This is a genomic window from Pandoraea sp. SD6-2 (assembly GCF_000389825.1).
Taxonomy (GTDB): Bacteria; Pseudomonadota; Gammaproteobacteria; order Burkholderiales; family Burkholderiaceae; genus Pandoraea; species Pandoraea communis.
In genome coordinates, this window is record NZ_KB944425.1 from 109,932 (window position 1) to 133,656 (window position 23,725).

Genomic DNA, 23,725 nt, shown 5'->3' on the forward strand with positions numbered 1-23,725 from the left:
CATGTTTTCCGAACAGGATTTTGCTTACATGCGCCGCGCGCTGGCGCTTGCCGAGCGCGGAATGTTCACCACGGCGCCGAATCCGCGCGTCGGCTGCGTGATCGTGCAGGACGGCCGCGTCATCGGTGAAGGTTTCACGCAACCCGCCGGTCAGGATCACGCCGAAGTGCAGGCCATGAAAGACGCACGCACGCGCGGCGAGTCGTTGCGCGGCGCGACGGCCTACGTCACGCTCGAGCCGTGCAGCCACTACGGCCGCACGCCGCCCTGTGCGAAGGGGCTTATCGAAGCCGGTGTGAAACGCGTGATCGCCGCGATGGAAGATCCGAACCCGCTCGTGGCGGGGCGCGGCCTGGCGATGCTGCGCGACGCGGGCATTGAAGTTCGTTGCGGACTGCTGGAGCAGGAAGCGCGCGAAATGAACATCGGCTTCGTCGCGCGCATGGTGCGCGGCACGCCGTGGGTACGTCTGAAGGTGGCCGCGAGCCTCGATGGCAAGACTGCGCTGAACAACGGCGTGAGCCAGTGGCTCACCGGCCCGGCGGCGCGCGCCGATGGGCACGCGTGGCGCGCTCGGGCATGCGCCATTCTCACCGGTATCGGCACCGTGCGCGAAGACGATCCGGCACTCACCGTGCGCGAGGTCGAGACCACGCGTGCACCGCTGCGCATCGTGGTCGACTCCCGTCTGGAGATTTCCCCAACCGCCAAGGTCCTTGCGAACGGCAACGCACTCGTGGTCTGTGCGAACGGCGATCCGGGCCGGGCGTCGCGTCTGCGCGATCTGGGTGTGGAGGTGCTCGACCTGCCCAATCCGAACGGCAAGGTCGAGTTGTCTGCACTGCTGCGCACGCTAGGGGAGCGTCAGCTCAACGAAATTCACGTGGAAGCCGGCTACAAGCTTAATGGCTCGTTGCTGCGCGAACGCTGTGTGGATGAGTTGCTGACGTATCTCGCGCCTTGCATCGTCGGCGATGCGCAGGGCATGTTCAATCTGCCCGCGCTCACGTCGCTCGACGACAAGCTCGCCCTCAGCTTCACGGACGTGCGCATGATCGAAAGCGATCTGCGCATCATGGCTCGCTTCAAACGCGACTGAGCCGGCCTTTCGATCACAGCAAGAAGCCAGAAAACGCGGGGTGTACCGGCTGGTGCACCCCGTTCTTCTTTGCGGGCCCGGAAGGGCTCGTGCTGCCTGCCGCGCGCTCGCTCAGACGTGGAAGCCCACGCGACCGAGCGACTCCATTTCGACCGACACGTACTGCCCCGGCTGAATGTATTCGGCCGGCGTAGCGCCGCCCGCCATCACGATCCAGCCCGCCTGCAGCGGCTCACCGGCGGCCGCCGACAGACGCGCCGCAGCCACCAGCGAGCGCAGCGGATGGCCTAGCAGCGCCGCCGTCGAGCCCACCTGCACGGTACGGCCGTTGATCGTCATGGCCAACCCCAGATTCGAGAAGTCGACATGCGGATCGTGCCAGGCACCGATCACGAAGCCGCTCGACGATGCGTTGTCCGCAATCACTTCCGGCAGCGTGAACTTGAAGTCCTTGTAGCGCGAATCGATGATCTCGATGGCCGGTGCAATCGCTTCGACTGCCGCGAGCGCCTGCGGACCCGTGACGTTGCCCTCAAGCGGTTTCTTCAGAATGAAGGCGATCTCCGGTTCGACACGCGGATGCACGTAGCGCTTGAAGTCGATGGACGTGCCCTCTTCGACCTGCATGCCGGACGTGAGACGTCCCCAGATCACGTCGGACAGCCCCATCTGAATCATCTTCGCGCGGCTGGTGAAGCCCATCTTCACACCAACGCGCGTCTCACCGCGCTGTGCGCGCCGGGCGAGCGATGCGGCCTGAATGGCGTAGGCGTCGTCGAGCGACAGACGATTGTCGGTATCGAACTGCTCGACCTCGTGCGCGAAATGCGCCGCGTCGTCGAGCAACTTGGCGTAGTCGTGAATGTGGCTCATCGCGCAGCCTCGCTGGCAGGGTCGAACACGGCGCGGACCGAGCCCAGGCCGTTGATACGGGTTTCGAAAATGTCACCGGGCGTCACTGCGGCCATCGGGCCGAGGGCGCCGGAGAGCACCAGGTCGCCGGCCTTGAGCGGCGTGCCTACGGCCGCCATCGTCCGAGCCAGCCACACCACGGCGTTGATCGGACTCCCCAGACAGGCCGCGCCGGCCCCCACGGACACCGGCTCGCCGCGCCGCTCCATCACCATGCCGCACATGCGCACATCGAATTCGGAGAGCCGCTTCGGCGTATTGCCGATCACGTACGCCGACGACGACGCATTATCGGCAATCGTGTCGGTAATGCGGATGTTCCAGTCGGCCACACGGCTACCGACGATCTCCAGCGCAGGCAGCGCATATTCGATGGCGTTGATGACATCGAGCTGGCCCGGGTGATCGACGCGCAGATCCCGGCCGATGACGAAGGCGATCTCGGCTTCGATCTTCGGTTGCGTGAGGATCGATGCGGGGATCGGTTCACCGTCGCCGTAGCCCATGTCGTCGAACAGCATGCCGAAATCGGGCTGGTCAACGCCAAGCTGCTTCTGCACGGCAACCGACGTCAGGCCGATCTTGCAGCCGACGATACGGCGCCCGGCAGCCAGACGCCGCTCGGTGTTGATGCGCTGAATGGCATAGGCGTCGTCGATGCTCAGCGGCGCATACGTGTCGCGCAAAGGCGCGATGAAGCGATGCGAGCGTTCGGCTTCGAGAAGCGCGTCGGCCACCTGCTGCAGGCGCGCCTGCGTAGCGGCGTCGCGTTGCGTGCTCACCGTCATCACGCGCCTGCCTTGGCCGGCGCCGCCGGCTCGTCCTTGGTGCGCTCGCCCACGGCCCAGTGCGCGGCCGGCACCTGTGTGGCATAGACGCGGATCGATTCGAGCGGTGCGCCGAGCGTTTCATGCACGGTGCGGGCCACGGCCTTCACGCAAGCCTTCACGGTGGCTTCGTCGCGGCCTTCTATCAGATTGATATGTACGATTGGCATGATGCTGTCTCCTGAAAATGCGGCATAGAGAGCGTTCTGGCCCAATGATGCGCGCCCCGGAAGGATACCGTCCAATACCAAATTTCCGGATTCCGATACCATTTCGGTATTGAGCAATGGCACCGGTCGTTGCACCGGGACGGGATTTCCATGGACATCAAGCAGATGCGGTACTTTCTTGCCGTCGCGCAGGAAGGCCATTTCGGGCGGGCGGCAGCGCGGTTGAACATGGCGCAGCCGCCGCTCACCCGTCACATTCACGCGCTCGAAGCCCAGTTGGGCACCGCGCTTTTCGTGCGCACCCCCAAGGGCGCCACACTGACCGCCGCCGGGCAGACGCTGCTCGCCGAGGTGCCGAATATCCTGTCGCTGGCGCGCCGTGCGGAAGAGCAGACTCGCCTTGCGGGCGAAGGCTATATCGGACGCCTCGATGTCGGCATCTTCAGTTCGGGCATTCTCGATGTCATTCCGCGGTTGCTGGCGGGCTTTCATACCGAGCGTCCCGAAGTGAAGATCGGTCTGCACAACCTGTCGAAGACAGAGCAGATCGCGGCGTTGCGCGAGCGGCGCATCGCCATCGGCTTCAATCGCCTGATACCCGACGAACCGGACCTCGTCGTCGACTGGATTCATCGGGAGCCGTTTCTGGTGGCGCTCTACGAAGGCCATCCGCTATGCGAGCGTGCCTCGTTAACGCTGGCCGATCTCGACAACGAGCGGATGATTCTTTATCCGAACGCGCCGGTGCCCGGCCTCGCCGAGGAAGTCGCAGCCGCGTTCCGTGCCGAGGGCGTCACGCTGCGGGTCGAGCAGGAAGTGGAGGACGTCGTAACGTCGATTGCGCTGGTGGCAAGCCGCTTCGGCGTTTGCGTGACGACGGAGTCGGCGGCGAACCTGCGCCTGCCCGGCGTGGTGTACCGGCCGTTGACATCCCGGCACCTGCGGGATATCGAGCTGAACTGCATGTACCGGCGAGACGACGATTCTCCGATTCTCGCGGCCTTTCTCGCGCTCATCCGGCGCTCGCGCAATCAACGTCACACGCTGACCATGTAGCCGGCGCGCATATCCATCGATATACGGCATCGGATGCAAAACTTCACGATTGGATTCCAATGAATCGCGGATTGTATCCAAAATGTCCTTTTCAATAATCCGCGCAGTCGATTCAACATGGCCCCGATTTATCGATTTGAATCGGTTTCAATGGATTTCCTATCTGCGTAGTACTACGGAGTATCGCTGTGAGGACTCTTATTTTTCTCTTCCGACCCTTTTGAAAGCCTTTATTCATGCGGGTTTCGAGGGCACCCCGGATACCTGTTTCAATTGGGCTGCGTATTACGCTACTATGGCGCATCGTTCGTGCCGCCAACGGCGCGAATGATCCAAATACCGACAGGTTCAGCAGTCGATCAAGACCACCGCATGCCTGGGTAGTCAAAAAATACAAATCAAGGAGATGTCCACAATGCAGTTCCGTCACAAATCCCTGTTCGTCGCCGCTGCTCTCGCCTTCATTGGAACGGCCGCCAATGCCGAGACCGTCAAAATCGCCATCGCCGGCCCGTTCAGTGGCTCGGTTGCCCAATACGGCGACATGGTCAAGGCCGGCGCGCTGACCGCCATCGAAGAAATCAATGCGGCAGGCGGTGCTAACGGTAACAAGCTGGAAGCCGTGATGATGGACGATGCATGCGAGCCGAAGCAGGCCGTCGCCGTCGCCAACAAGATCGTCAGCCAGAAGATCAAGTACGTGATCGGTCACGTGTGCTCGGGTTCGACGATCCCGGCATCGGACATCTATGAAAACGAAGGCGTGGTGATGATTACGCCGTCGGCGACTGCCCCGCAGCTGACCGAAGGCAAGAAGCGCCACTTCATCTTCCGCACCATCGGCCGTGACGACCAGCAAGGCCCGGCGGCTGCCCAGTACATCATCAACAAGGTCAAGCCGAAGAAGGTTGCCGTGCTGCACGACAAGCAGTCGTACGGCCAGGGCATCGCCACCTCGGTGAAGAAGGACCTCGACGCCGCCAAGATCCCGGTGGTGCTGTTCGAAGGGATCAACGCCGGCGACTCGGACTACTCGGCTGTCATCACCAAGCTCAAGTCGCAAGGCGTGGACTTCGTGTACTTCGGCGGCTATCACCCGGAAATGGGTCTGCTGCTGCGTCAGGCGCGTGAACAAGGTGTGAAGGCCACGTTCATGGGCCCGGAAGGAGTGGGTAACAAGGACGTGACGGCCATCGCCGGCCCGTCCTCGGAAGGCATGCTCGTGACGCTGCCGGCCGACTTCGCCGCCGATCCGGCCAACGCCAAACTGGTGAAGGCTTTCGCCAACGCCAAGCGCGATCCGAATGGTCCGTTCCAGATGCCGGCCTACACGGGCGTGCAACTGATCGCCAAGAGCATCGCCGGCGCGAAGAGCACCGACTCGGAAAAGGTGGCCAAGTACCTCCACGCCAACACGTTCGACACGCCGATCGGCAAGGTTGCGTATGACGCGGCCGGCGATCTGAAGTCGTTCAAGTTCGTGGTGTTCACCTGGCACAAAGACGCCACCAAGACCGCCGCTAACTGATTCCCTGACGCTTTACCCGCCAGCGAATCACCCCTGCCGCCCGCCGACTCCGGCGGGCGGCGCGCATTCGCGCTCGGCCCCCTCGTCGCGAGGCTTCCCGCATGAACGATTTTTTCCCACAGTTCGCCCAGCAACTGGTCAATGGCCTGACGCTGGGTGCGATCTACGCGCTGATTGCCATTGGCTACACAATGGTCTACGGCATCATCGGCATGATCAACTTTGCCCACGGCGAGATCTACATGATCGGCGCCTATGTCGGGCTTGTCACACTGACTGCCATCGGTACAGCGGCGGGTTACCCCTTGCCTCTCGTGCTGGGGGCAGCACTGCTGGTATCGGTGCTGATCACGGGCCTGTACGGCTTCGCGATCGAGCGGGTGGCGTATCGTCCGCTGCGCGGCGGACCTCGTCTTGGACCGCTGATCTCCGCGATCGGCATGTCCATCTTCCTGCAGAACTACGTGCAGATCGGTCAGGGCGCGCGTGATGTATCCGTGCCGATGCTGATCTCGGGCGCCATCGATATTCCGATGGGCGACTTCACCGTGACCATTCCCTACGCTCGTATGCTGATCGTGGGTGTGACGGTCGCGCTGATGATCCTGCTCACGCTGTTCATCGCCAACTCGCGCATGGGCCGCGCCTGCCGCGCCTGCGCCGAGGACATGCGCATGGCCAACCTGCTCGGCATCGACACGAACCGTGTGATCTCGTTCACGTTCGTGCTCGGCGCCATGCTCGCTGCCGTTGGCGGTGTGCTGATCGGCCTGACCATCGGCAAGCTCAATCCATACATCGGCTTCATCGCCGGCATCAAGGCCTTCACGGCGGCAGTGCTGGGCGGTATCGGCAGCGTTCCCGGCGCCATGCTGGGCGGCGTGCTGCTGGGGCTGGCGGAGACGCTCGCCTCGGGCTATATGCCCTCCGAGTACAAGGACATCGTGGCGTTCTGCCTGCTGGTGCTGGTGCTGTTGTTCCGCCCGACCGGCCTGCTGGGCAAGCCCGACGTCGAGAAAGTCTGAGGTCGACCATGACACAACAACTCACACTCAAGTCCGGCGCCGCCAACCGCGCGCCGGCAGGCGACACGCTCAAGGGTGCGGTCATCGCCGCGCTCGTGACGATCGTCCTCACGGCCCCCATCCTGGGCCTGCAACTGAAGCTCGAAGGCTATCAGGTCGTGCTTGAGCAGCACTGGCGCCCGGTCTGGATCGCCACGGCCATCGTCTTCGTGTTCCAGTTGATCAAGCCCCTGTTGCTTCGCTCGAAGCGTGCGGTGAAGCTGCCGGCCATGCCTGCCATGGGGCGTCGTCAACAACTGACTGCGATGTGGGTGCTGCTCGCCGTCGGGCTCGTGTGGCCCTTCATCGGCTCGCGCGGCGCGGTGGACGTGGCCACGCTTGCGCTCATCTACTGCGTGCTCGGCCTCGGCCTGAACATCGTTGTCGGCTTCGCCGGTCTGCTCGATCTGGGCTACGTCGGCTTCTACGCGGTTGGCGGCTATACGTATGCCCTGCTCAACCAGTACTTCGGCCTGACCTTCTGGGAATGCCTGCCGCTCGCCGCCCTCATGTCGGCCACGTTCGGCTTCCTGCTCGGCTTCCCGGTGTTGCGTCTGCGTGGCGACTATCTCGCTATCGTGACGCTGGGCTTCGGTGAGATCATCCGTCTGCTGCTGAACAACCTGACGAGCCTCACCGGCGGTCCGGACGGCGTGTCGGGCATTCCGAAACCCAGCGTGTTCGGCTTCGAAATGGTGCGTTCGTCGAGTGTCGAAGGCGCGAAGACATTCCATGAGCTGATCGGCCTGCCCTACAGCGGCTCGCACATGGTGATCTTTTTGTACCTGCTCGCGTTTGCACTGGTGGGCTTCACGCTGTTCGTCACGAGCCGCCTGATTCGCATGCCGATCGGCCGGGCGTGGGAAGCCCTGCGTGAAGATGAAATCGCGTGCCGCTCGCTTGGTCTGAACCCGACGCGCATCAAGCTCTCCGCATTCACGCTGGGGGCGTCGTTTGCGGGTCTCGCCGGGGCGTTCTTTGCGGCGCGTCAGGGGCTGGTCACGCCCGAATCGTTCACGTTCATCGAATCGGCACTCATCCTCGCCGTGGTGGTGCTCGGCGGCATGGGCTCGCAGATCGGCGTGATTCTCGCGGCCATCCTGCTCACGATCCTGCCCGAAGTCGCCCGCGACTTTGCGGAATACCGCATGCTGATTTTCGGTCTGGTGATGGTGCTGATGATGATGTGGCGTCCGCAGGGTCTGCTGCCCGCCACCCGCCCGCATGTGGAGTTGCCGCAATGAGTGCAGAACTGTTGAAACTCTCCGGCCTGCAGATGCGCTTCGGCGGTCTGCTCGCCGTCGACGGCGTCGAATTCGACGTCCGCAAGAACGAAGTCTTCGCGATCATCGGCCCGAACGGCGCAGGCAAGACAACCGTCTTCAATTGCGTCGGCGGTTTCTATCGCCCCACGGGCGGTTCGATCATGCTCGACGGCGACAACATCACCGGTCTGCCGAGCCACATGGTGGCCCGGCGCGGTCTGGTCCGCACATTCCAGAACATTCGCCTGTTCCGTCAATTGACGGTCGTGGAGAACCTGCTCGTCGCCCAGCACATGCGTGTGCACAGCGGCTTCCTGCAAGGGTTGCTCTCGACGGGGGCGTTCCGTCGTGCCGAGCGCACAGCGCTCGAGCGCGCCAAGTGGTGGCTCGACCGCCTGGGCCTGACCGCCGTCGCCAATCGCGAAGCGGGCACGCTGTCTTACGGACATCAGCGACGTCTCGAAATCGCACGTTGCATGATTACCGAGCCGCGTCTGCTCATGCTCGACGAACCGGCCGCCGGCCTGAACCCGCAGGAGAAAGTCGAGTTGCAACAACTCGTCGACAACCTGCGTCACGAATTCGGCATCTCGGTGCTGCTCATCGAACACGACATGAGTCTGGTGATGGGCGTTTCGGACCGGATTCTCGTGATGGAACACGGCAAGCCGATCATGACCGGCAAGCCCGACGAGGTGCGCAACGACCCGCGCGTCATCAAGGCCTACCTCGGGGAGGAATAATGCTGAAGCTGGAAAAGATCCATACCCACTACGGGGCCGTCGAAGCACTCTGCGGCGTGTCGATCGAAGTGAAGAAGGGCGAGATCGTCACGCTCATCGGCAGTAACGGCGCAGGCAAGACCACGCTGATGATGACGGTGTGCGGCACCCCGCGCGCATCGAGCGGACGAGTGATGTTCGAAGGCAACGACATCACCGCGTGTCCCACCCATGAAATCATGCGTATGGGACTCGCGATTTCACCGGAAGGGCGCCGGGTGTTTCCGAGTCTGACCGTGATCGAGAACCTGAAGATGGGCGGCTTCTTCGCGTCCAAGAATGAAATCGAGGCCGGCATGGACCACGTTTTCAAGTTGTTTCCGAGACTCGCACAGCGCGGCAAGCAACGCGCCGGCACGATGTCGGGCGGCGAACAGCAGATGCTGGCCATTGGGCGGGCACTGATGAGCCGTCCGCGCCTGCTGTTGCTCGACGAGCCGACGCTCGGTCTGGCCCCGCTCGTGATCGCGCAGATCTTCGACATCATTCGTGCGATCCGCGAAGAAGGTGTCACGGTGTTTCTGGTCGAGCAAAACGCGAACAAGGCACTGCATGTGGCCGATCGTGGCTATGTGCTCGAAACCGGTCGCGTCGTGCTCGCCGACTCAGCTGCCAACCTGCTCGCGAACGACGACATCAAGCGCGCTTATCTCGGGGCGTGATGTTGCTGCCTGCGACATGAGCCGCCGACGGTGAATGTCGAAAGCAAAAAGGGACGCGTCGTCGGGCGCGTCCCTTTTTTCATGCGGCGGCGTGGAGGTCATGTGCCTCGCATCGCCCGCACGTCACTTCATCAGGTCGACCAACTGATCGAGCGCCTTGCCCCAGCCGTCATGGAAGCCCATGGCCTCGTGCTGCGCACGCGTGGCTTCGTCACCATGAATGGCAATGGCGGTATAGCGCGTGCCCTTGCCTTGCGCCTCCATCAATACGGCCGCAGTGAAATGAAAGCCACCGTGTTCCTTCACGGGCGCAGGAGCCGGGCGAAAGCCCGGCAGGACGGCATTCGTCCAGACCAGCCGCGAGTTCTCGACGACCTCCAGATAGCACCCGTCATTGGGGAACTGCTGCCCCTCGGGCGAGCGCATCACCGTGCGGAACAGTCCGCCCGGACGCAGATCGATTTCGCATTCCACGGTCTGCCACGGTGCGGGCGTGAACCACTTCTTGATGTGCTCGGGCTGTGTCCACGCCGCCCAAACACGCTCGCACGGCACGTCGACGTAACGCTCAAGCACCAGATCCAGCTTCGGGTCGATCGAGAAAAGATTCGCACGGCTCATGCTCATGTCTCCGTCATCTGTAGCAGATAGCTATCGAGTTGGTCGAGGCGGCGCGTCCACTTGTCGCGCTGCAATTGGAGCCAATCCTGCGCACCGGCCAGCGTCTCGGTTTCCAACGCATAGGTGCGCACACGCCCGCTTTTCCGGGACACGACCAGACCGCTCTCCTCCAGCACATTCAAGTGCTGCGAAAACGACGGCAACGCCATCGAAAACGGGCGCGCCAGTTCGCTCACCGAGGCGGGGCCGAGCGTCAGACGCTCGACGACCGCTCGTCGCGTGGGGTCGGACAACGCCTGAAAGATCCGGTCGAGAGGGATGGATTGGTTAGCCATGCGCCTAACTATATTGACGCCACTTACTTAGGTCAATACCTTTGTATCCGGAATTTGCCGACCGGCAACAAGCTGGCCATCGATTCCTTGAGGCGATTCTTCCGAGATCCGATTCGGATGCTACCGAAATTGCCTGCGTCGGCCGATTTTCCGAGGGGGACAGCACGAGATTCGGCCGCAGCCGTGCACCGGCTTGGCGTAGAATAGAGCCTTTCCAAATTCAGCTCCCGCGTTGTCCGCTATGCCGTTGGCCACTACAGAAGAAATTATTGCCGAGCTGAAGGCCGGCCGCATGGTTGTCCTCGTTGACGAGGAAGATCGTGAAAACGAGGGCGATCTGGTCATGGCGGCCGAGTTCGCGACGCCTGAAGCCATCAACTTCATGGCCAAGTACGGCCGTGGGCTGATTTGCCTCACCCTCACACAGGCGCGCTGCAAGCAGCTCAACCTGCCGCTCATGACGTACCGCAACGGCACGCAGTACGGCACCGCGTTCACGCTGTCGATCGAAGCGGCCGAGGGTGTCACCACCGGCATCTCCGCAGCAGATCGTGCACATACCGTGAAGACGGCCATTGCGCATGAGGCGCGTCCCGAAGATATCGTGCAGCCGGGCCATGTGTTCCCGATCATGGCGCAGCCCGGCGGCGTGCTGGTGCGCGCGGGTCACACGGAAGCCGGTTGCGATCTGACGGCAATGGCGGGTCTCACACCTGCGGCCGTGATCTGCGAGATCATGAACGACGACGGCACGATGGCGCGCCTGCCGCAGTTGCTGGAGTTCGCGGAGCAGCACAACATCAAGATCGGCACGATCGTCGATCTGATTCATTACCGCAGCCGCACCGAATCGATGATCGAGACGGTCGCCACGCGCGAAATGCAGACGGCCTGGGGCACCTTCCAGGCAACCCTGTACCGTGACAAGCCGAGCGGCAATCCGCATCTGGCACTGGTGCGCGGTACGCCCACGCCGGCTGACGAGACACTTGTGCGCGTCCACGAGCCGCTTTCCGTGCTCGACTTGCTCGAAACCGGCGTGTCGACCCACTCCTGGACGCTTGCTGGCGCCATGCAAGCGATTGCCGAGGCAGGCAAGGGCGTGGTCGTGCTGCTCAATTGCGTGGAAACGCCGGATCACCTGTTCAACCAGTTCGAAGCGCTGGACGAGTCCGAGAAGGCTGCGCGCGCCAAGCGCCGCCCGGTGGACTTCCGTACCCACGGCGTGGGGGCGCAAATCCTGCGCGAGCTGGGCGTCGGTAAAATGCGCGTGCTCTCGAGCCCGCGCAAGATCCCCAACATGGCAGGTTATGGCCTCGAGGTCACCGGTTTCCAACCGATGCCCGGCGCCAGCACCGCCTGAGCATTTCCGTATCGATTCTCCGCCGGCAAACGGCAGAGAATCATCTCGCCGAGCATTGCCCGTCTCGGGCATGCCGGCACAACGTTGGCTGCACCGCCTGGACGGTACTTTTTTAGAGGAAGCCCATTATGGACATCGGACAATACCAGCCGGAACTCGACGGTGAAGGCCTGCGCGTGGGCATCGTGCAAGCACGATTCAACGACGCCGTTTGCACGGCACTGCGCACTGCCGCTGTGGCTGAACTCGATCGCCTCGGCGTTGACGGCGAAGACGTGCTGCTCGTGACGGTGCCCGGCGCACTGGAAATTCCACTGGCATTGCAGAAGATGGCCGAGAGCGGCCAGTTCGACGCACTCATCGCGCTCGGCGCGGTGATCCGCGGCGAGACGTATCACTTTGAGCTTGTCTCGAACGAAAGCGGTGCCGGTATTACGCGCATCGGTCTCGATTTCGGTATCCCCATCGCCAACGCGGTGCTCACGACCGAAAATGACGAACAGGCCGAAGTGCGTGCCGCCGAAAAGGGCCGCGATGCGGCCCGCGTGGCGGTGGAAATGGCCAATCTGCTCGAAGCTATCGACATGCTCAGTGGCGACGACGGATCGGATGAAGACGAAGACGAAGAAGAGGAAGACCGGTAATGAAGAGTGCTCGCCGCCGCGCGCGCGAATTTGCGCTGCAAGGGTTGTATCAATGGCTGCTCTCGCGCGACCACGCGGGTGAGATCGATGCGCATCTGCGCACCACCCCCGGCTACGACAAGGCTGACCGTACTCACCTGGATGCGCTGCTGCACGGCAGCATCCGGGAAGCGGACGCCTTGTCGCAGCAACTCCAGCCGTACCTGGACCGCCCGGCCGCCGAATTGTCGCCGGTCGAACATGCCGTGCTCGTCATTGGTGCCTACGAACTGATTCACCACCTGGACATTCCGTACCGCGTGGTCATCAACGAGGCCGTCGAGCTGGCCAAGACCTTCGGCGGTGTCGAAGGCTTCCGCTACGTGAACGGTGTCCTCGACAAGTTCTCGGCAGAAGTGCGTCCGGATGAAGTTGCCGCCAATCGCAACGGCGGTCGCGGTAAAAGCGCCTGACGCCCGGCAAGGCATTTCGGGCCAGAGGCCCGAAGCGGCCTGCCGCCGGATGAGCCAGACGGTGGGGCGCCTGCCCCGAGGTGCCCCACCCGGCCTTTCCCGCCAGCCCCCTTCAGCCTCGCCTGCCCTTACCCACTCGCTCCTGCCCCCCCCCGACATCATGGACCGCACGCTCGACCTCTCCCCAGCCTCGTTCAAACTCGCGCAACGTGTCGACAACATCGCCCCGTTCCACGTGATGGAGCTAGCCAAGCAAGCCGCACTGCGGGAAAAGGCGGGACATCGTGTGATTCACATGGGCATCGGCGAACCGGATTTCACGGCACCCGACGCAGTGATCGAGGCGGCGGCGAAGGCCATGCGCGATGGACGGACACAGTACACGGGCGCCATGGGCATTCCCGCCCTGCGCGAAGCCATCGCCGCGTATTACCGTAGTTACTACGGTGTTGACGTCGATCCGTCGCGCATTGTCGTGACAGCCGGTGCCTCGGCTGCTCTGGTGCTGGCCTGCGCAGCGCTCGTTGGTGTGGACGATGAAGTCCTGATGCCGGACCCCTGCTATCCGTGCAATCGCCATTTCGTGTCGACGTTCGACGGCAAACCGGTCTTGATCCCCTCGGGCCCGGAAGACCGCTTCCAGCTCACGGCCGAGCACATTGAATCGCATTGGGGGCCGGCAACGAAGGGGGTGCTGCTTGCCTCACCGTCGAACCCGACAGGCACATCCATCGAGACGGAAGCGTTGTCCCGCATCGTGAAGACGGTACGCGCGCGCGGCGGCTTCACGCTGGTCGACGAGATCTATCAGGGCCTCACCTACGATGGCAAGCCGACCACCGCGCTGTCCTTCGGCGACGATGTCCTGGTCGTGAGCAGCTTCTCGAAGTACTTCAACATGACGGGATGGCGCCTCGGCTGGCTGGTCGTGCCGACGTCGATGGTGCCGACGTTCGAAAAGCTCGCGCAGAATCTGTTCATCTGCCCGTCTGCCGTGGCGCAACATGCCGCGACGGCCTGCTTCCTTCCGGAAACCCTGGCGATTTACGAATCCCGCAAGGAAGCGTTCCGCGAACGCCGCGATTACATCGTGCCGGCGCTCGAACGCCTTGGCTTCAAGGTGCCCGTAATGCCTGACGGTGCGTTTTACGTCTACGCAGACTGCACCGGCGTATCGCATCCGCACGCCGCCGACAGCGATCGCCTCACGCAGTCGCTGCTTCAGCAGGCAGACGTCGTGCTCGTGCCAGGACTGGACTTCGGTTTCGCCGAACCACACCGATACATCCGTTTGTCGTATGCCACGTCGCTCGAGCAGTTGCACGAGGCCATGGACCGGATCGGAAAGGTCTTTACCGCAGGTTGATGATGCGCGCAGATGCCCGTCGTTACGGCGCCCCGCCCTCAGGGAAACAAAAAACCCATCGAAGCGATTCGATGGGTTTTTTGTTTGCTGCGCATCGCCTCTCTATATAGATAGGCATCGCACTTGCCGAAGGTGACTTTCCCGGACGGCGATACGCCGGCCATGGCGCATCATCCGAGGTCATCCGAGAGGTCGATCAGGCCGATCCGATCAGGCAGCGGTGCTGTCGTCCGCTTCGAGCGGCTTGGCCGCCGCAGCGGCCTTGCCCGTCGATGTCGACGCGGCCGGCGTAGGTGCCGATTCGTCCGACTTGCCCGCCGAGACCGGCTTCACGGCCGGCTTGGCCGAAGCCGAACTGACGATCACCGGCGCTTGCGGCGCATTCGGCGAGACCTTGTGGCCCATGGTCACACCACGCAGACGATCGCGCTCGGCAAGCACCTTGGCGCCATAACCGCCGTCACCTGCGCTGGTCGAACCAACGTAGAGGCGCAAACCACCGGCAAGCGAACCGCCGCGCGCAATGCATTCCTTCAGGATCAACGCACCCACCTTGATATTCGCGAGCGGATGCAGTGCTGCCTCGGGACCGCCGAAGTATTCGAGCTTGTCCTGATGCACCTTCGACATGACCTGCATGAGGCCCTGTGCGCCGACGGTGCTCTCGGCATACGGGTTGAAGCCCGATTCGATTGCCATCACCGCAAGCAGCAGCAGCGGATCGAGGCCGACTTCCTTGCCCGTCGAATAGGCTGCGCGCACGAGATTGCCCGTCACGTCACCTGCCACGCGATAGCGTCGTGCCAGATAGTCGGCCACGGCGATCTGCTCACGCGTGTCCAGCGCCTTGGGGGCACGCGCATCGGCGGCCACACGCTGGTTCGGAATATAAGCGGCGAGAACGGCGGCCGACGGCACGTGTTGTGCCGCTTGCGCCATCAACGACGAGTCGGACGGGGAACCCTGAACGACGATGCTGCCGTTGGTGCCCTGGCTGGCCGCATTGGCCGTACCGGTGGCCGCCTCGAGCAGCGGACCCACGCGCGACGCCAGATCGGCGCGCCACGTCGGTTGGGCCCACAACGCCAGCGTGCCGACCACGGCAACCAGACCAACCGCGCTAGACGTATACAGTCCAACACGACCGCCGTGCCAGGCAAGACGACGCCAATCGCGGCGAGCCGCGGCTACCGTTGCCGCACCGCGTGCGCCAAACGCACGGACAGCGGCCAGTAGCCAGGGTGATAAACCAGACTTCTTCATACTACGTACTCCGGTTACGCCGTCACCACGGGGTGGCCCCGGGGCGTAAGGAAACGAGCCAGCATGCCCGCCAGGCATCCCGTTAATTGCTCATCTACGGCATATGGAACGAGGCGGTGCATCGCGGTTGTCATTGACGATGCCGCTACCGCCGCAGCGCGCCGACCTGTTCAGGTCCCCGGCGCTGACGAGCTATCGCTCGCGCTGCTTCCTAAAACACTGGTTTCCCGACCTCGGTGAGAAAACCAGCCACTGAAAATCCACGTCGATGTTGTAGTTGTCGCTAAGCTCGAGCGGGTTGGCCTACCCGTCTTCGAAGCCGCCTTTCTGGATTCAACGGGCGGATTGTAGCAGCCACATATAAACCGTCAATACTATTATTATCAAAAATCATTACTAAAAGTAATTTGTAACAGCTGTTTTGCCGTGACGTTCGGGAGCCTTGACCGGTAAAATGCCCTGCCTCACCCCGCGTTTACAAGGGTGCCACCCCGACATTCTTCGAATTCAAACGACCGTTTACACCGGGCGTAGGAAATTCGTAAAAATTTTTGGTAACGGTTTGTTTCATGAAATATCTCGATCTTCGTGACTTCACCGCGCAACTGGAGCGATCCGGCCAGCTTCGTCGCGTAGACGTGCCGGTTTCGCCGGTGCTGGAGATGACGGCACTCGCCGACCGTGTACTCAAGGCGGCAGGTCCTGCGCTGTGGTTTGAGCGGCCGACAGGCTACGCCATGCCGGTGCTTGCCAACTTATTTGGCACCCCTGAACGAGTGGCGCTCGGCATGGGCATCGACAATGGCGAAAACGCCTTGGGTTCGCTGCGCGACATCGGCCGCCTTCTCTCGGCACTCAAGGAACCCGAACCCCCTCGCGGACTCAAGGATGCGGGCAAACTGCTCGGCATGGCCAAGGCGGTTTGGGACATGGCGCCCAAGGAAGTCAGCAGCCCGGTGTGTCAGGAGATCGTCTGGGAAGGCGATGACGTCGACCTCGCGCGCCTGCCGATTCAGACTTGCTGGCCCGGCGACGCCGCCCCGCTCATCACATGGGGCCTCGTGATTACCAAGGGCCCCCATCGCAAACGTCAGAACCTGGGCATCTACCGCCAGCAGGTCATCAGCCGCAATCAGGTCATCATGCGCTGGCTCGCCCACCGGGGCGGCGCGCTCGATTTCCGCGAGTTCGCGCTGGCGAACCCCGGCAAGCCGTTCCCGATTGCTGTCGCGCTCGGCGCCGATCCGGCCACCATGCTTGGCGCCGTGACGCCCGTACCCGATACGTTGTCCGAGTATCAGTTTGCCGGTTTGCTGCGCGGCAGTCGCACCGAGTTGGCCAAATGCGTGACGCCGGGACTGGAATCGTTGCGTGTTCCTGCACGCGCCGAGATCGTGCTCGAGGGCTTCATTTATCCGTCCGGGCAAGCGCGGGCCATCCCCGATGGCGCCCCGCCGCCGCCGTCGCGCGGTGCGACGGCAGGTTACGATCACGCGCTGGAAGGCCCTTACGGCGACCACACCGGCTACTACAACGAGCAGGAGTGGTTCCCGGTGTTCACGATCGAGCGCATCACCCTGCGCCGCAACACCGTCTACCACTCGACGTACACGGGCAAACCGCCCGATGAGCCGGCCGTGCTCGGCGTGGCGCTCAACGAAGTGTTCGTCCCGCTGCTGCAGAAGCAATTCCCCGAGATCACCGATTTCTATCTGCCGCCGGAAGGTTGCAGCTATCGGATGGCCATCGTGCAGATGAAGAAGGCCTATCCGGGGCATGCCAAGCGCGTGATGTTCGGCGTGTGGAGTTTTCTGCGCCAGTTCATGTATACGAAGTTCATCGTCGTGGTGGACGAGGACGTCGATATCCGCGACTGGAAGGAAGTCATCTGGGCGATCACCACGCGCGTCGATCCGATCCGCGACACCACGCTCGTCGACCAGACCCCCATCGACTATCTTGACTTCGCCTCGCCCAAAGCGGGACTGGGCTCCAAGATGGGCATCGACGCGACCAACAAGTGGGCCGGGGAGACTTCGCGCGAGTGGGGGCGCCCCATCGAAATGAGCGCCGACGTCGAGGCTCGCATGGCGGTTCTGTATAAGGATCTCGGCTTGTAAAACCGGCCACGCCAGCCGAATCGCGAGACGCCGGCGGCCACCGGGCTGCCGGTATCGCGCGCGCAGCGCCGTTCGACACCGCATCCCTCCATCCGATGCGCACGCGTCACAAACGGCGCACGGCATTGGAGTAAGCTGACACCCGACGCACGACACACCGACAAGCCGTATCCGTTTCCGCCCCCGAGCGGCGCGCAGCCCCCGCCGACCGCGCCGCCCGGTCATCGAGAGGAGAGCTGATCGTGTCATCCCCCCGCCAATCCGCGCATTCGCGCACAACGGCCAGCGTCCATCCGGCACTGGCCCGTCTGAAAGATCCGGACCTGCTCAAGTCCGACGCCTATATTGACGGCGACTGGACGCCCGCCGATTCCCACGCGACGTTCGTCGTCAACGACCCGGCCACCGGCGCGCAGATCGCCCATGTCGCCGATCTGGGCGCCAAAGAAACCGAGCGCGCCCTGATTGCCGCCGAAATCGCGCTGCCCGAGTGGCGCCGCAAGACCGGCAAAGAGCGCGCCCGCATCATGCGTCACTGGTTCGACCTCATCATGCAGGCACAGGACGACCTCGGCGCCATCATGACCGCCGAGCAAGGCAAGCCCCTGGCCGAAGCCAAAGGGGAAGTCGCCTACGGGGCATCGTTCATCGAGTGGTTCGCCGAAGAGGCCAAACGCATCGACGGCGACGTGCTCAGCTCCCCGGAAAACGGCAAGCGCCTGCTGGTGCTCAAGCAGCCCATCGGGGTATGCGCGTCGATCACGCCCTGGAACTTCCCCATCGCGATGATCACCCGCAAGATCGCCCCGGCAATTGCGGCAGGCTGCACGATCGTGGTCAAACCCGCTCGCCTCACCCCACTCTCGGCCCTGGCGCTCGCCGAACTCGCTCACCGCGCCGGGTTACCCAAGGGCGTCTTCAATGTCGTGACGTCGAAAAACTCGTCGGACGTGGGTAACGTGCTCACGTCGAGCCCGCGCGTGCGTCACCTGTCCTTCACCGGATCGACACCGGTCGGCGCGAAACTCATGGAGCAATGCGCGCCGACGATCAAGAAAGTGGCACTCGAACTGGGCGGCCTCGCGCCATTCCTCGTCTTCGACGATGCCGACGTGGACGCCGCCGTTGAAGGCTGCATCGCGTCCAAATTCCGCAATGCCGGGCAGACGTGCGTCTGCGCGAACCGCATCTACGCGCAAGACGGCATCTACGACACGTTCGTCGAGAAACTCACCGCCGCCGTGAGCAAGCTGCGCGTGGGCAACGGCTTCGAGCCGGGCGTCGCGATCGGCCCGCTCATCGAGGACGCCGCTGTCGCGAAGGTCGAGCGCCACGTCGAAGACGCCCTCGCCAAGGGCGGCCGTGTCACGGTCGGCGGCAAGGTGCTGCATGGCCGCTTCTTCGAGCCGACCGTCGTCGCCGATGCCAGCGCCGACATGCTCGTCGCGCAGGAGGAAACGTTTGGCCCCTTGGCACCGGTCTTCCGCTTCAAGGACGAAGCAGACGGCATTCGTCTGGCCAACGCCACCGACTTCGGCCTCGCCTCATATTTCTTCGCCCGTGACGTCGGACGTGTCTGGCGCGTTGCCGAAGGCATCGAAGCCGGCATGGTCGGCATCAACACCGGCCTGATCTCGAACGAGGTGGCTCCCTTCGGCGGGGTCAAGCAGTCGGGTCTGGGTCGGGAAGGGTCTAAATACGGCATCGACGAGTACCTTGAAATGAAGTATCTCTGTCTTGCCGGGATGTGATTTTTATCTGACCCTTTAACAATTTGTAATAGGCACATTCCCACTCCGAGATCCGCGCCCCGACTGGCTTGCACGCATTTTGCCTTAACGTCGCCGAACCGGATGCCATTGGGAATGTGTTACAAAGTCCCACAGATGCGGGTCGCCTCGGGTAGAATCGCGCTTTTTTTCGCGAACGGCGACCCCGACCCCAATTCTGGCAGTGCACGCTTCCCCGTGCGCCACGACACGGGAACGGTCGATATTCGCGAAGCCGATCAACAGAAGTCGCGTCCGTCAGCGCCGTCCCCCCCGCCGTCATTCCCCTTGTGACTGCGACCGGCCTGGCCGGCAGTTTGTCCGCCCCTCGCGCAGCGTGCCGCCCCGCCCTCACCGGGTCAGGTGCCTGCTCCCCCGGGCGTGGAGAAGACATCGAATGGATAACAATCAATCCCTCATGCGCAACATCGGGCCGTTCGCCCTGATGTTGACCGGTCTTGGCTCGATCATCGGCTCCGGCTGGCTGTTTGGTGCCTGGAAGGCTGCCAAGATCGCCGGCCCTGCCGCCCTTTTCGCCTGGATTATCGGCGCTGTGGTCATTCTGGCCATTGCGCTCACCTACGCCGAACTGGGTGCGATGTTCCCCGAGTCGGGCGGCATGGTGCGCTATTCCCGCTATTCGCACGGCAGTCTGGTCGGCTTCATCGCCGCCTGGGCCAACTGGATCGCCATCGTGTCGGTGATTCCGATCGAGGCCGAAGCATCGATTCAGTACATGAGCACGTGGCCGTACGACTGGGCACATAACCTGTTCGTGGACGGCACGCTCACCGCTGGCGGCCTTGCCCTCTCCGCACTGCTCGTCATCGTCTACTTCATGCTGAACTATTGGGGCGTGAAGCTCTTTGCGCGCGCCAATACGGCGATCACACTGTTCAAGTTCGCGATTCCGGCCCTGACGATTGCGGGTCTGACGATGGCGGGCTTCCATCCGGGCAACTTCACTCTGGCAGAGCACGGCGGTTTCGCGCCGAACGGTATGTCGGCCGTGCTGACGGCGGTCGCCACGTCGGGCATCGTATTTGCGTTCAACGGCTTTCAGAGTCCGGTGAACCTCGCGGGCGAAGCGCGCGATCCGGGCCGCAGCATCCCGTTTGCGGTGGTCGGCTCGATTCTGCTCGCGACCGTCATCTATTTGCTGCTGGAAGTGGCCTTCGTCGGTGCGCTCTCGCCCGAGCAACTGACGGGGGGCTGGCAAATGGTGAGCTTCAGCTCGCCGTTCGCCGAACTAGCGATTGCGCTCGGCCTGAACTGGCTCGCGATCGTGCTGTACTTCGACGCGTTCCTGAGCCCGAGTGGCACCGGCACCACTTATATGGCCACCACGAGCCGCATGATCTACGCCATGGAGCGAAATCGCACCTTGCCCGAGATCTTCGGCCGCGTGCATCCGCTGTACGGCGTGCCGCGTCAGGCAATGTGGTTCAACCTGGCGATCTCGTTCGTCTTCATGTTCTTCTTCCGTGGCTGGGACTCGCTGGCCGCCGTGATCTCGGTAGCCACCGTGATCTCGTACCTGACGGGCCCGATCAGCGTGATGGCTCTGCGTCACTCGGTGCCCGAAATGCATCGCCCGTTGCGCCTGCCCGGCCTGTCTCTGATTGCACCGTTCGCCTTCGTGTGCGCGTCGCTGATTCTGTACTGGGCGCGCTGGCCGCTTACCGGCCAGATCATCGTGCTGGTGGTCGTGGCGCTGCCGGTCTACTTCTACTATCAGGCGAAAGACCAGTGGCAGGGTTTCCGCCGCGACCTCAAGGCATCGTGGTGGCTGATCGGTTACCTGCCGATAATGGCACTGTGCTCGTATGCCGGCAGCAAGGAATTCGGCGGTATCGGCCTGCTGCCGTATGGCTGGGACATGCTGATCGTGGCGTCGTTGGCGCTCGCCTTCTATCACTGGGGCGTAAAGGCCGGCTGGCGCACCCCGTACCTCGCCCAGGAACGTGAGCGTGATGCAGCCGACATGGAGGGCATGCCTGCGCTCGCGCATTAAGCGCCCCGGCGTCACACCATCTTCCAACGAAGAATTCGCGTCGGGAGGGATGCCCTCAACCACCTCCCCCCCGATGGACCGGGGCCCCTTTCCGCCTCTCAGACATAAACCCAACTCGCTGCAGAAAGGGGCCCCGGTCCATCCCCCTCCACGCTCTCAGCACTTCCACCGACACCTTCCCCGCTTCTCAACTCTCCACTCATACTCCGCGCCGCGCTAATCGCGAGATCGTCCGGCGGCTCGTTTTCATTTTGTTTTTTTCAGGGCTCAGTCCTGCGCTCACCGGTGCGCTCGCCGGCGCTCGATGAACAGGCTGTTGCCAAGCGCGCGCTTGGCCATCTTCTTGGCATCGGCCGCCGCTGCCGAAACCTCCACATGCGAGGGAAAGCTCTCGGGCGTGACAGCCACCACGCCAATCGACAAGCTCGTGATCGGGTGGAAGATGACCATGCCCCGGCGATCCTCCGCCTCGAACCCGCCGGCCGCAATCTGGTCCGGATGGAAATACTCCGTCACCGCCTCGCCGAAACGCGTGAGCGCTTCGCGGCAACGCGCCTCCCAGTCAGGACTGCGGAACAGAATCAGGAAGTCGTCGCCCCCAATGTGCCCGAGGAAGTCGCGCTCGGGATTGCGCACGGCCATGAGCACGCGCGCGACGAGTTGAATCAGATCGTCGCCGCGACGGTAGCCGAACATGTCGTTAAAGGGCTTGAAGTTGTCAAGATCGACATAGCAGGCGTGAAACGATTGGCGCTCACCGATCATTCGATCCATGTAGTCGTCGATCGGCACATTGCCCGGCAACAGCGTGAGCGGGTTCGCATAACGCGCCGCATCGAGCTGCATATCGGTAATGTGACGCATGAGGGCATGCCCCTGCGCCACGCCGAAATAGCGCCCCTGATCCGTCACGATGAAACCAGCCGTAATCTGTCGGCTCGCCCCTTCGGCAATCATGCGGCTCAGGTCTTCCATGCGCGCACTCTTGTCGAACGTGAGGGGGCGCGGCTCCATGACGGCCGAGCACGGCTTGCGACCATAAAGCTCGCGCGTGAAGGGCCGGGCAAACCGGCCGATGAGCGAGGCCCGTCCGATCAATCCCACCGCGCGATCACGCTCGACTACCGGCAATACCTCCAACGCCGGGTCGCTCTCGAAGCGCGCCACCACGTCTTCGCTACGGGTATCGGGCGAAACAGGTTCGACATGGGCAGCGATGCGCTCAAGCGTCACGTTTCCCGAGCCTAGTTGACTCGGCTGCTGATGGACGTAGGCACGGCGCTCGTTCACAACGTCTTGCACGTTGGCCGTGATCGCGCGTTGCGGCTGCGCTTCGGGGCGTGCAATAAAGTACCCCTGCCCCAGGAAGATGCCGAGATCGCGCACCACCTGCAGTTCTTCGGCATGCTCGATGCCTTCTGCAATAACCCGCGTGCCGCTGGTTTCCGCAATCTGACGCATCGAGCGCACGAACTGGAGCTTGAGGGTATCGGTGTCGATACCGTCCACGAAATGCCGGTCGATCTTGATGTAATCGGGCCGCAGCTCGGACCACAGTCTCAGGCTGGCGTACCCTTCGCCCATGTCGTCGAGGGCGACTTCGAAACCCAGCGCGCGATAGGCCGTGAGCGATGCCCGCGTGCTCGCAAGATCGAGGGTGGGGGCATGCTCCGTGAGTTCGAGCACCACGCGCTCAGGCGCGAGGCGCAACGACTGGAGCATGGCAAACGTCTCGTCGAGCCCCAGCGATTCGATCACACCGCCACCAGGTTGCGCACGGGTGACAGGACCGATGTTCAGGAACAGACGCTCCGGCAGATTCTGCTCGACGAACCCCCGCAGCACCGCACGGCGGCAGGCCAGTTCGAGCGGACCGATGAGGCCGTGACGGCGCCCGGCGGCAAACAGCGCCATCGGCGAATGAATCGACGTGCCGGCAGGCCCTCGCACCAGCCCCTCATAACCGGCGATTTCCGAAGTCCGGAAATCGAGAATCGGCTGAAACACGCAGGTCAGACCGATACCCTCGCACAGCTCGGCGAGCAATACGCTCTCGTCGGGCTCGGCATAAGGCGCGGAAGAATTGGCAGACGGGGATTTCGCATCGCGTGAAGCGCCGGGGATGTCAAAGCGCTCCGACGGACGTATCGCGACAGGCGGGGGAGGGTTCAACTGAGACTCCGTAAGTCGGTGCGGTGCGCCGCCATCATGCAAACCGCAATGCGTTGTGCGGGCATATGTCGGGCGCGAATAGGCGCGCCGAAGGCAAGTGCGCTCCGATGAAGTGTCTCACCCGTGTTCCCCGTGCTTCGCGTGCGGCAGCTGCTCTGTGGCCCATATCCGCGTCTTGTGACGGTGCCCGCAGGCACCCTCTTTTAGTTGACACTCAGGCTATCGCCGTTATTTGACAGAA

Annotated in this window: 21 protein-coding genes; 14 read left to right on the forward strand and 7 right to left on the reverse strand. The window is 63.0% G+C overall.

Going from position 1 to position 23,725, the window contains the following annotated elements; genetic code table 11:
* Position 1 precedes the first annotated feature (1 nt).
* Positions 2-1,099 carry a bifunctional diaminohydroxyphosphoribosylaminopyrimidine deaminase/5-amino-6-(5-phosphoribosylamino)uracil reductase RibD gene (ribD, locus tag C266_RS04065; RefSeq protein WP_010804427.1) on the forward strand — a complete coding sequence of 366 codons (1,098 nt, stop codon included), beginning with the start codon at positions 2-4 and terminating at the stop codon, positions 1,097-1,099.
* A gap of 111 nt (positions 1,100-1,210) precedes the next feature.
* Here ribD and C266_RS04070 read toward each other — a convergent pair whose 3' ends face one another.
* From C266_RS04070 to C266_RS04080, 3 genes are read right to left on the reverse strand one after another with little or no spacing between them, the layout of a single operon-like run.
* Positions 1,211-1,972 carry a 2-keto-4-pentenoate hydratase gene (locus C266_RS04070; RefSeq protein ID WP_010804428.1) on the reverse strand — a complete coding sequence of 254 codons (762 nt, stop codon included), beginning with the start codon at positions 1,970-1,972 and terminating at the stop codon, positions 1,211-1,213.
* Positions 1,969-2,799, reverse strand: coding sequence for a 2-keto-4-pentenoate hydratase (locus C266_RS04075; RefSeq protein ID WP_010804429.1), 831 nt, complete (start codon positions 2,797-2,799; stop codon positions 1,969-1,971). The genes C266_RS04070 and C266_RS04075 overlap by 4 nt, the downstream gene beginning before the upstream one ends.
* The gene (locus tag C266_RS04080; RefSeq protein WP_010804430.1) at positions 2,799-3,008 is read right to left on the reverse strand and encodes a tautomerase family protein; all 210 of its coding nucleotides are present in this window, start codon (positions 3,006-3,008) and stop codon (positions 2,799-2,801) included. Before C266_RS04080 ends, C266_RS04075 begins: the two co-directional genes overlap by 1 nt.
* A gap of 150 nt (positions 3,009-3,158) precedes the next feature.
* Here C266_RS04080 and C266_RS04085 point away from each other — a divergent pair, with 150 nt between their 5' ends.
* From C266_RS04085 to C266_RS04110, 6 genes are all read left to right on the forward strand, one after another.
* On the forward strand, positions 3,159-4,064 hold the full coding sequence (locus C266_RS04085) for a LysR substrate-binding domain-containing protein (RefSeq protein ID WP_010804431.1): 906 nt from the start codon (positions 3,159-3,161) through the stop codon (positions 4,062-4,064).
* Positions 4,065-4,479: 415 nt separating this feature from the next.
* Positions 4,480-5,592 (forward strand): branched-chain amino acid ABC transporter substrate-binding protein, encoded by a 1,113-nt coding sequence (locus C266_RS04090; RefSeq protein WP_010804432.1) that lies wholly within the window; start codon positions 4,480-4,482, stop codon positions 5,590-5,592.
* A 101-nt stretch (positions 5,593-5,693) separates the two neighbouring features.
* A complete protein-coding gene (gene livH / locus C266_RS04095; protein ID WP_010804433.1) occupies positions 5,694-6,617 on the forward strand; it encodes a high-affinity branched-chain amino acid ABC transporter permease LivH in 924 nt (307 codons plus the stop codon).
* An 8-nt stretch (positions 6,618-6,625) separates the two neighbouring features.
* A complete protein-coding gene (locus C266_RS04100; protein WP_010804434.1) occupies positions 6,626-7,900 on the forward strand; it encodes a high-affinity branched-chain amino acid ABC transporter permease LivM in 1,275 nt (424 codons plus the stop codon).
* Entirely contained in the window at positions 7,897-8,664 is a 768-nt protein-coding gene (gene livG / locus C266_RS04105) for a high-affinity branched-chain amino acid ABC transporter ATP-binding protein LivG (protein WP_010804435.1), read from the forward strand. The genes C266_RS04100 and livG overlap by 4 nt, the downstream gene beginning before the upstream one ends.
* Positions 8,664-9,365, forward strand: a complete 702-nt coding sequence (locus C266_RS04110) for an ABC transporter ATP-binding protein (protein ID WP_010804436.1) — start codon at positions 8,664-8,666, stop codon at positions 9,363-9,365. Before livG ends, C266_RS04110 begins: the two co-directional genes overlap by 1 nt.
* A gap of 123 nt (positions 9,366-9,488) precedes the next feature.
* Here C266_RS04110 and C266_RS04115 read toward each other — a convergent pair whose 3' ends face one another.
* Positions 9,489-9,986 carry an SRPBCC family protein gene (locus tag C266_RS04115; RefSeq protein ID WP_036661408.1) on the reverse strand — a complete coding sequence of 166 codons (498 nt, stop codon included), beginning with the start codon at positions 9,984-9,986 and terminating at the stop codon, positions 9,489-9,491.
* A 2-nt stretch (positions 9,987-9,988) separates the two neighbouring features.
* Positions 9,989-10,321 carry a helix-turn-helix transcriptional regulator gene (locus C266_RS04120; protein ID WP_010804438.1) on the reverse strand — a complete coding sequence of 111 codons (333 nt, stop codon included), beginning with the start codon at positions 10,319-10,321 and terminating at the stop codon, positions 9,989-9,991.
* 241 nt (positions 10,322-10,562) lie between these two features.
* On the opposite strand from C266_RS04120, the gene ribBA reads away from it, so the two are divergent.
* From ribBA to C266_RS04140, 4 genes are all read left to right on the forward strand, one after another.
* Positions 10,563-11,684: a bifunctional 3,4-dihydroxy-2-butanone-4-phosphate synthase/GTP cyclohydrolase II gene (gene ribBA / locus C266_RS04125; RefSeq protein ID WP_010804439.1), complete on the forward strand. Its 1,122-nt coding sequence runs from the start codon at positions 10,563-10,565 to the stop codon at positions 11,682-11,684.
* A gap of 128 nt (positions 11,685-11,812) precedes the next feature.
* Complete coding sequence (gene ribH / locus C266_RS04130; RefSeq protein ID WP_010804440.1) at positions 11,813-12,328, forward strand: 6,7-dimethyl-8-ribityllumazine synthase; 516 nt, start codon at positions 11,813-11,815, stop codon at positions 12,326-12,328.
* A complete protein-coding gene (gene nusB / locus C266_RS04135) occupies positions 12,328-12,780 on the forward strand; it encodes a transcription antitermination factor NusB (RefSeq protein ID WP_010804441.1) in 453 nt (150 codons plus the stop codon). The genes ribH and nusB overlap by 1 nt, the downstream gene beginning before the upstream one ends.
* Before the next feature lie 160 nt (positions 12,781-12,940).
* Positions 12,941-14,146 (forward strand): pyridoxal phosphate-dependent aminotransferase, encoded by a 1,206-nt coding sequence (locus C266_RS04140; protein WP_010804442.1) that lies wholly within the window; start codon positions 12,941-12,943, stop codon positions 14,144-14,146.
* 210 nt (positions 14,147-14,356) lie between these two features.
* Here the strand turns inward: C266_RS04140 and C266_RS04145 are convergent, their stop codons facing one another.
* Positions 14,357-15,409, reverse strand: coding sequence for a lytic transglycosylase domain-containing protein (locus C266_RS04145; RefSeq protein ID WP_010804443.1), 1,053 nt, complete (start codon positions 15,407-15,409; stop codon positions 14,357-14,359).
* Between the two features lie 569 nt (positions 15,410-15,978).
* Here C266_RS04145 and C266_RS04150 point away from each other — a divergent pair.
* From C266_RS04150 to C266_RS04160, 3 genes are all read left to right on the forward strand, one after another.
* Positions 15,979-17,529, forward strand: a complete 1,551-nt coding sequence (locus C266_RS04150) for a UbiD family decarboxylase (RefSeq protein ID WP_010804444.1) — start codon at positions 15,979-15,981, stop codon at positions 17,527-17,529.
* Between the two features lie 242 nt (positions 17,530-17,771).
* Positions 17,772-19,280, forward strand: coding sequence for an NAD-dependent succinate-semialdehyde dehydrogenase (locus C266_RS04155; protein WP_010804445.1), 1,509 nt, complete (start codon positions 17,772-17,774; stop codon positions 19,278-19,280).
* Between the two features lie 415 nt (positions 19,281-19,695).
* Positions 19,696-21,312, forward strand: coding sequence for an APC family permease (locus tag C266_RS04160; protein WP_010804446.1), 1,617 nt, complete (start codon positions 19,696-19,698; stop codon positions 21,310-21,312).
* A gap of 279 nt (positions 21,313-21,591) precedes the next feature.
* Here C266_RS04160 and C266_RS04165 read toward each other — a convergent pair whose 3' ends face one another.
* Positions 21,592-23,484 carry a GGDEF domain-containing protein gene (locus tag C266_RS04165; RefSeq protein ID WP_036661411.1) on the reverse strand — a complete coding sequence of 631 codons (1,893 nt, stop codon included), beginning with the start codon at positions 23,482-23,484 and terminating at the stop codon, positions 21,592-21,594.
* Positions 23,485-23,725 lie beyond the last annotated feature (241 nt).

Bases quoted from the DNA above. Each gene is read 5' to 3' on its own strand.
- ribD (WP_010804427.1), top strand. From the start codon at position 2: ATGTTTTCCGAACAGGATTTTGCTTACATGCGCCGCGCGCTGGCGCTT.
- C266_RS04070 (WP_010804428.1), bottom strand. From the start codon at position 1,972: ATGAGCCACATTCACGACTACGCCAAGTTGCTCGACGACGCGGCGCAT.
- C266_RS04075 (WP_010804429.1), bottom strand. From the start codon at position 2,799: ATGACGGTGAGCACGCAACGCGACGCCGCTACGCAGGCGCGCCTGCAG.
- C266_RS04080 (WP_010804430.1), bottom strand. From the start codon at position 3,008: ATGCCAATCGTACATATCAATCTGATAGAAGGCCGCGACGAAGCCACC.
- C266_RS04085 (WP_010804431.1), top strand. From the start codon at position 3,159: ATGGACATCAAGCAGATGCGGTACTTTCTTGCCGTCGCGCAGGAAGGC.
- C266_RS04090 (WP_010804432.1), top strand. From the start codon at position 4,480: ATGCAGTTCCGTCACAAATCCCTGTTCGTCGCCGCTGCTCTCGCCTTC.
- livH (WP_010804433.1), top strand. From the start codon at position 5,694: ATGAACGATTTTTTCCCACAGTTCGCCCAGCAACTGGTCAATGGCCTG.
- C266_RS04100 (WP_010804434.1), top strand. From the start codon at position 6,626: ATGACACAACAACTCACACTCAAGTCCGGCGCCGCCAACCGCGCGCCG.
- livG (WP_010804435.1), top strand. From the start codon at position 7,897: ATGAGTGCAGAACTGTTGAAACTCTCCGGCCTGCAGATGCGCTTCGGC.
- C266_RS04110 (WP_010804436.1), top strand. From the start codon at position 8,664: ATGCTGAAGCTGGAAAAGATCCATACCCACTACGGGGCCGTCGAAGCA.
- C266_RS04115 (WP_036661408.1), bottom strand. From the start codon at position 9,986: ATGAGCCGTGCGAATCTTTTCTCGATCGACCCGAAGCTGGATCTGGTG.
- C266_RS04120 (WP_010804438.1), bottom strand. From the start codon at position 10,321: ATGGCTAACCAATCCATCCCTCTCGACCGGATCTTTCAGGCGTTGTCC.
- ribBA (WP_010804439.1), top strand. From the start codon at position 10,563: ATGCCGTTGGCCACTACAGAAGAAATTATTGCCGAGCTGAAGGCCGGC.
- ribH (WP_010804440.1), top strand. From the start codon at position 11,813: ATGGACATCGGACAATACCAGCCGGAACTCGACGGTGAAGGCCTGCGC.
- nusB (WP_010804441.1), top strand. From the start codon at position 12,328: ATGAAGAGTGCTCGCCGCCGCGCGCGCGAATTTGCGCTGCAAGGGTTG.
- C266_RS04140 (WP_010804442.1), top strand. From the start codon at position 12,941: ATGGACCGCACGCTCGACCTCTCCCCAGCCTCGTTCAAACTCGCGCAA.
- C266_RS04145 (WP_010804443.1), bottom strand. From the start codon at position 15,409: ATGAAGAAGTCTGGTTTATCACCCTGGCTACTGGCCGCTGTCCGTGCG.
- C266_RS04150 (WP_010804444.1), top strand. From the start codon at position 15,979: ATGAAATATCTCGATCTTCGTGACTTCACCGCGCAACTGGAGCGATCC.
- C266_RS04160 (WP_010804446.1), top strand. From the start codon at position 19,696: ATGGATAACAATCAATCCCTCATGCGCAACATCGGGCCGTTCGCCCTG.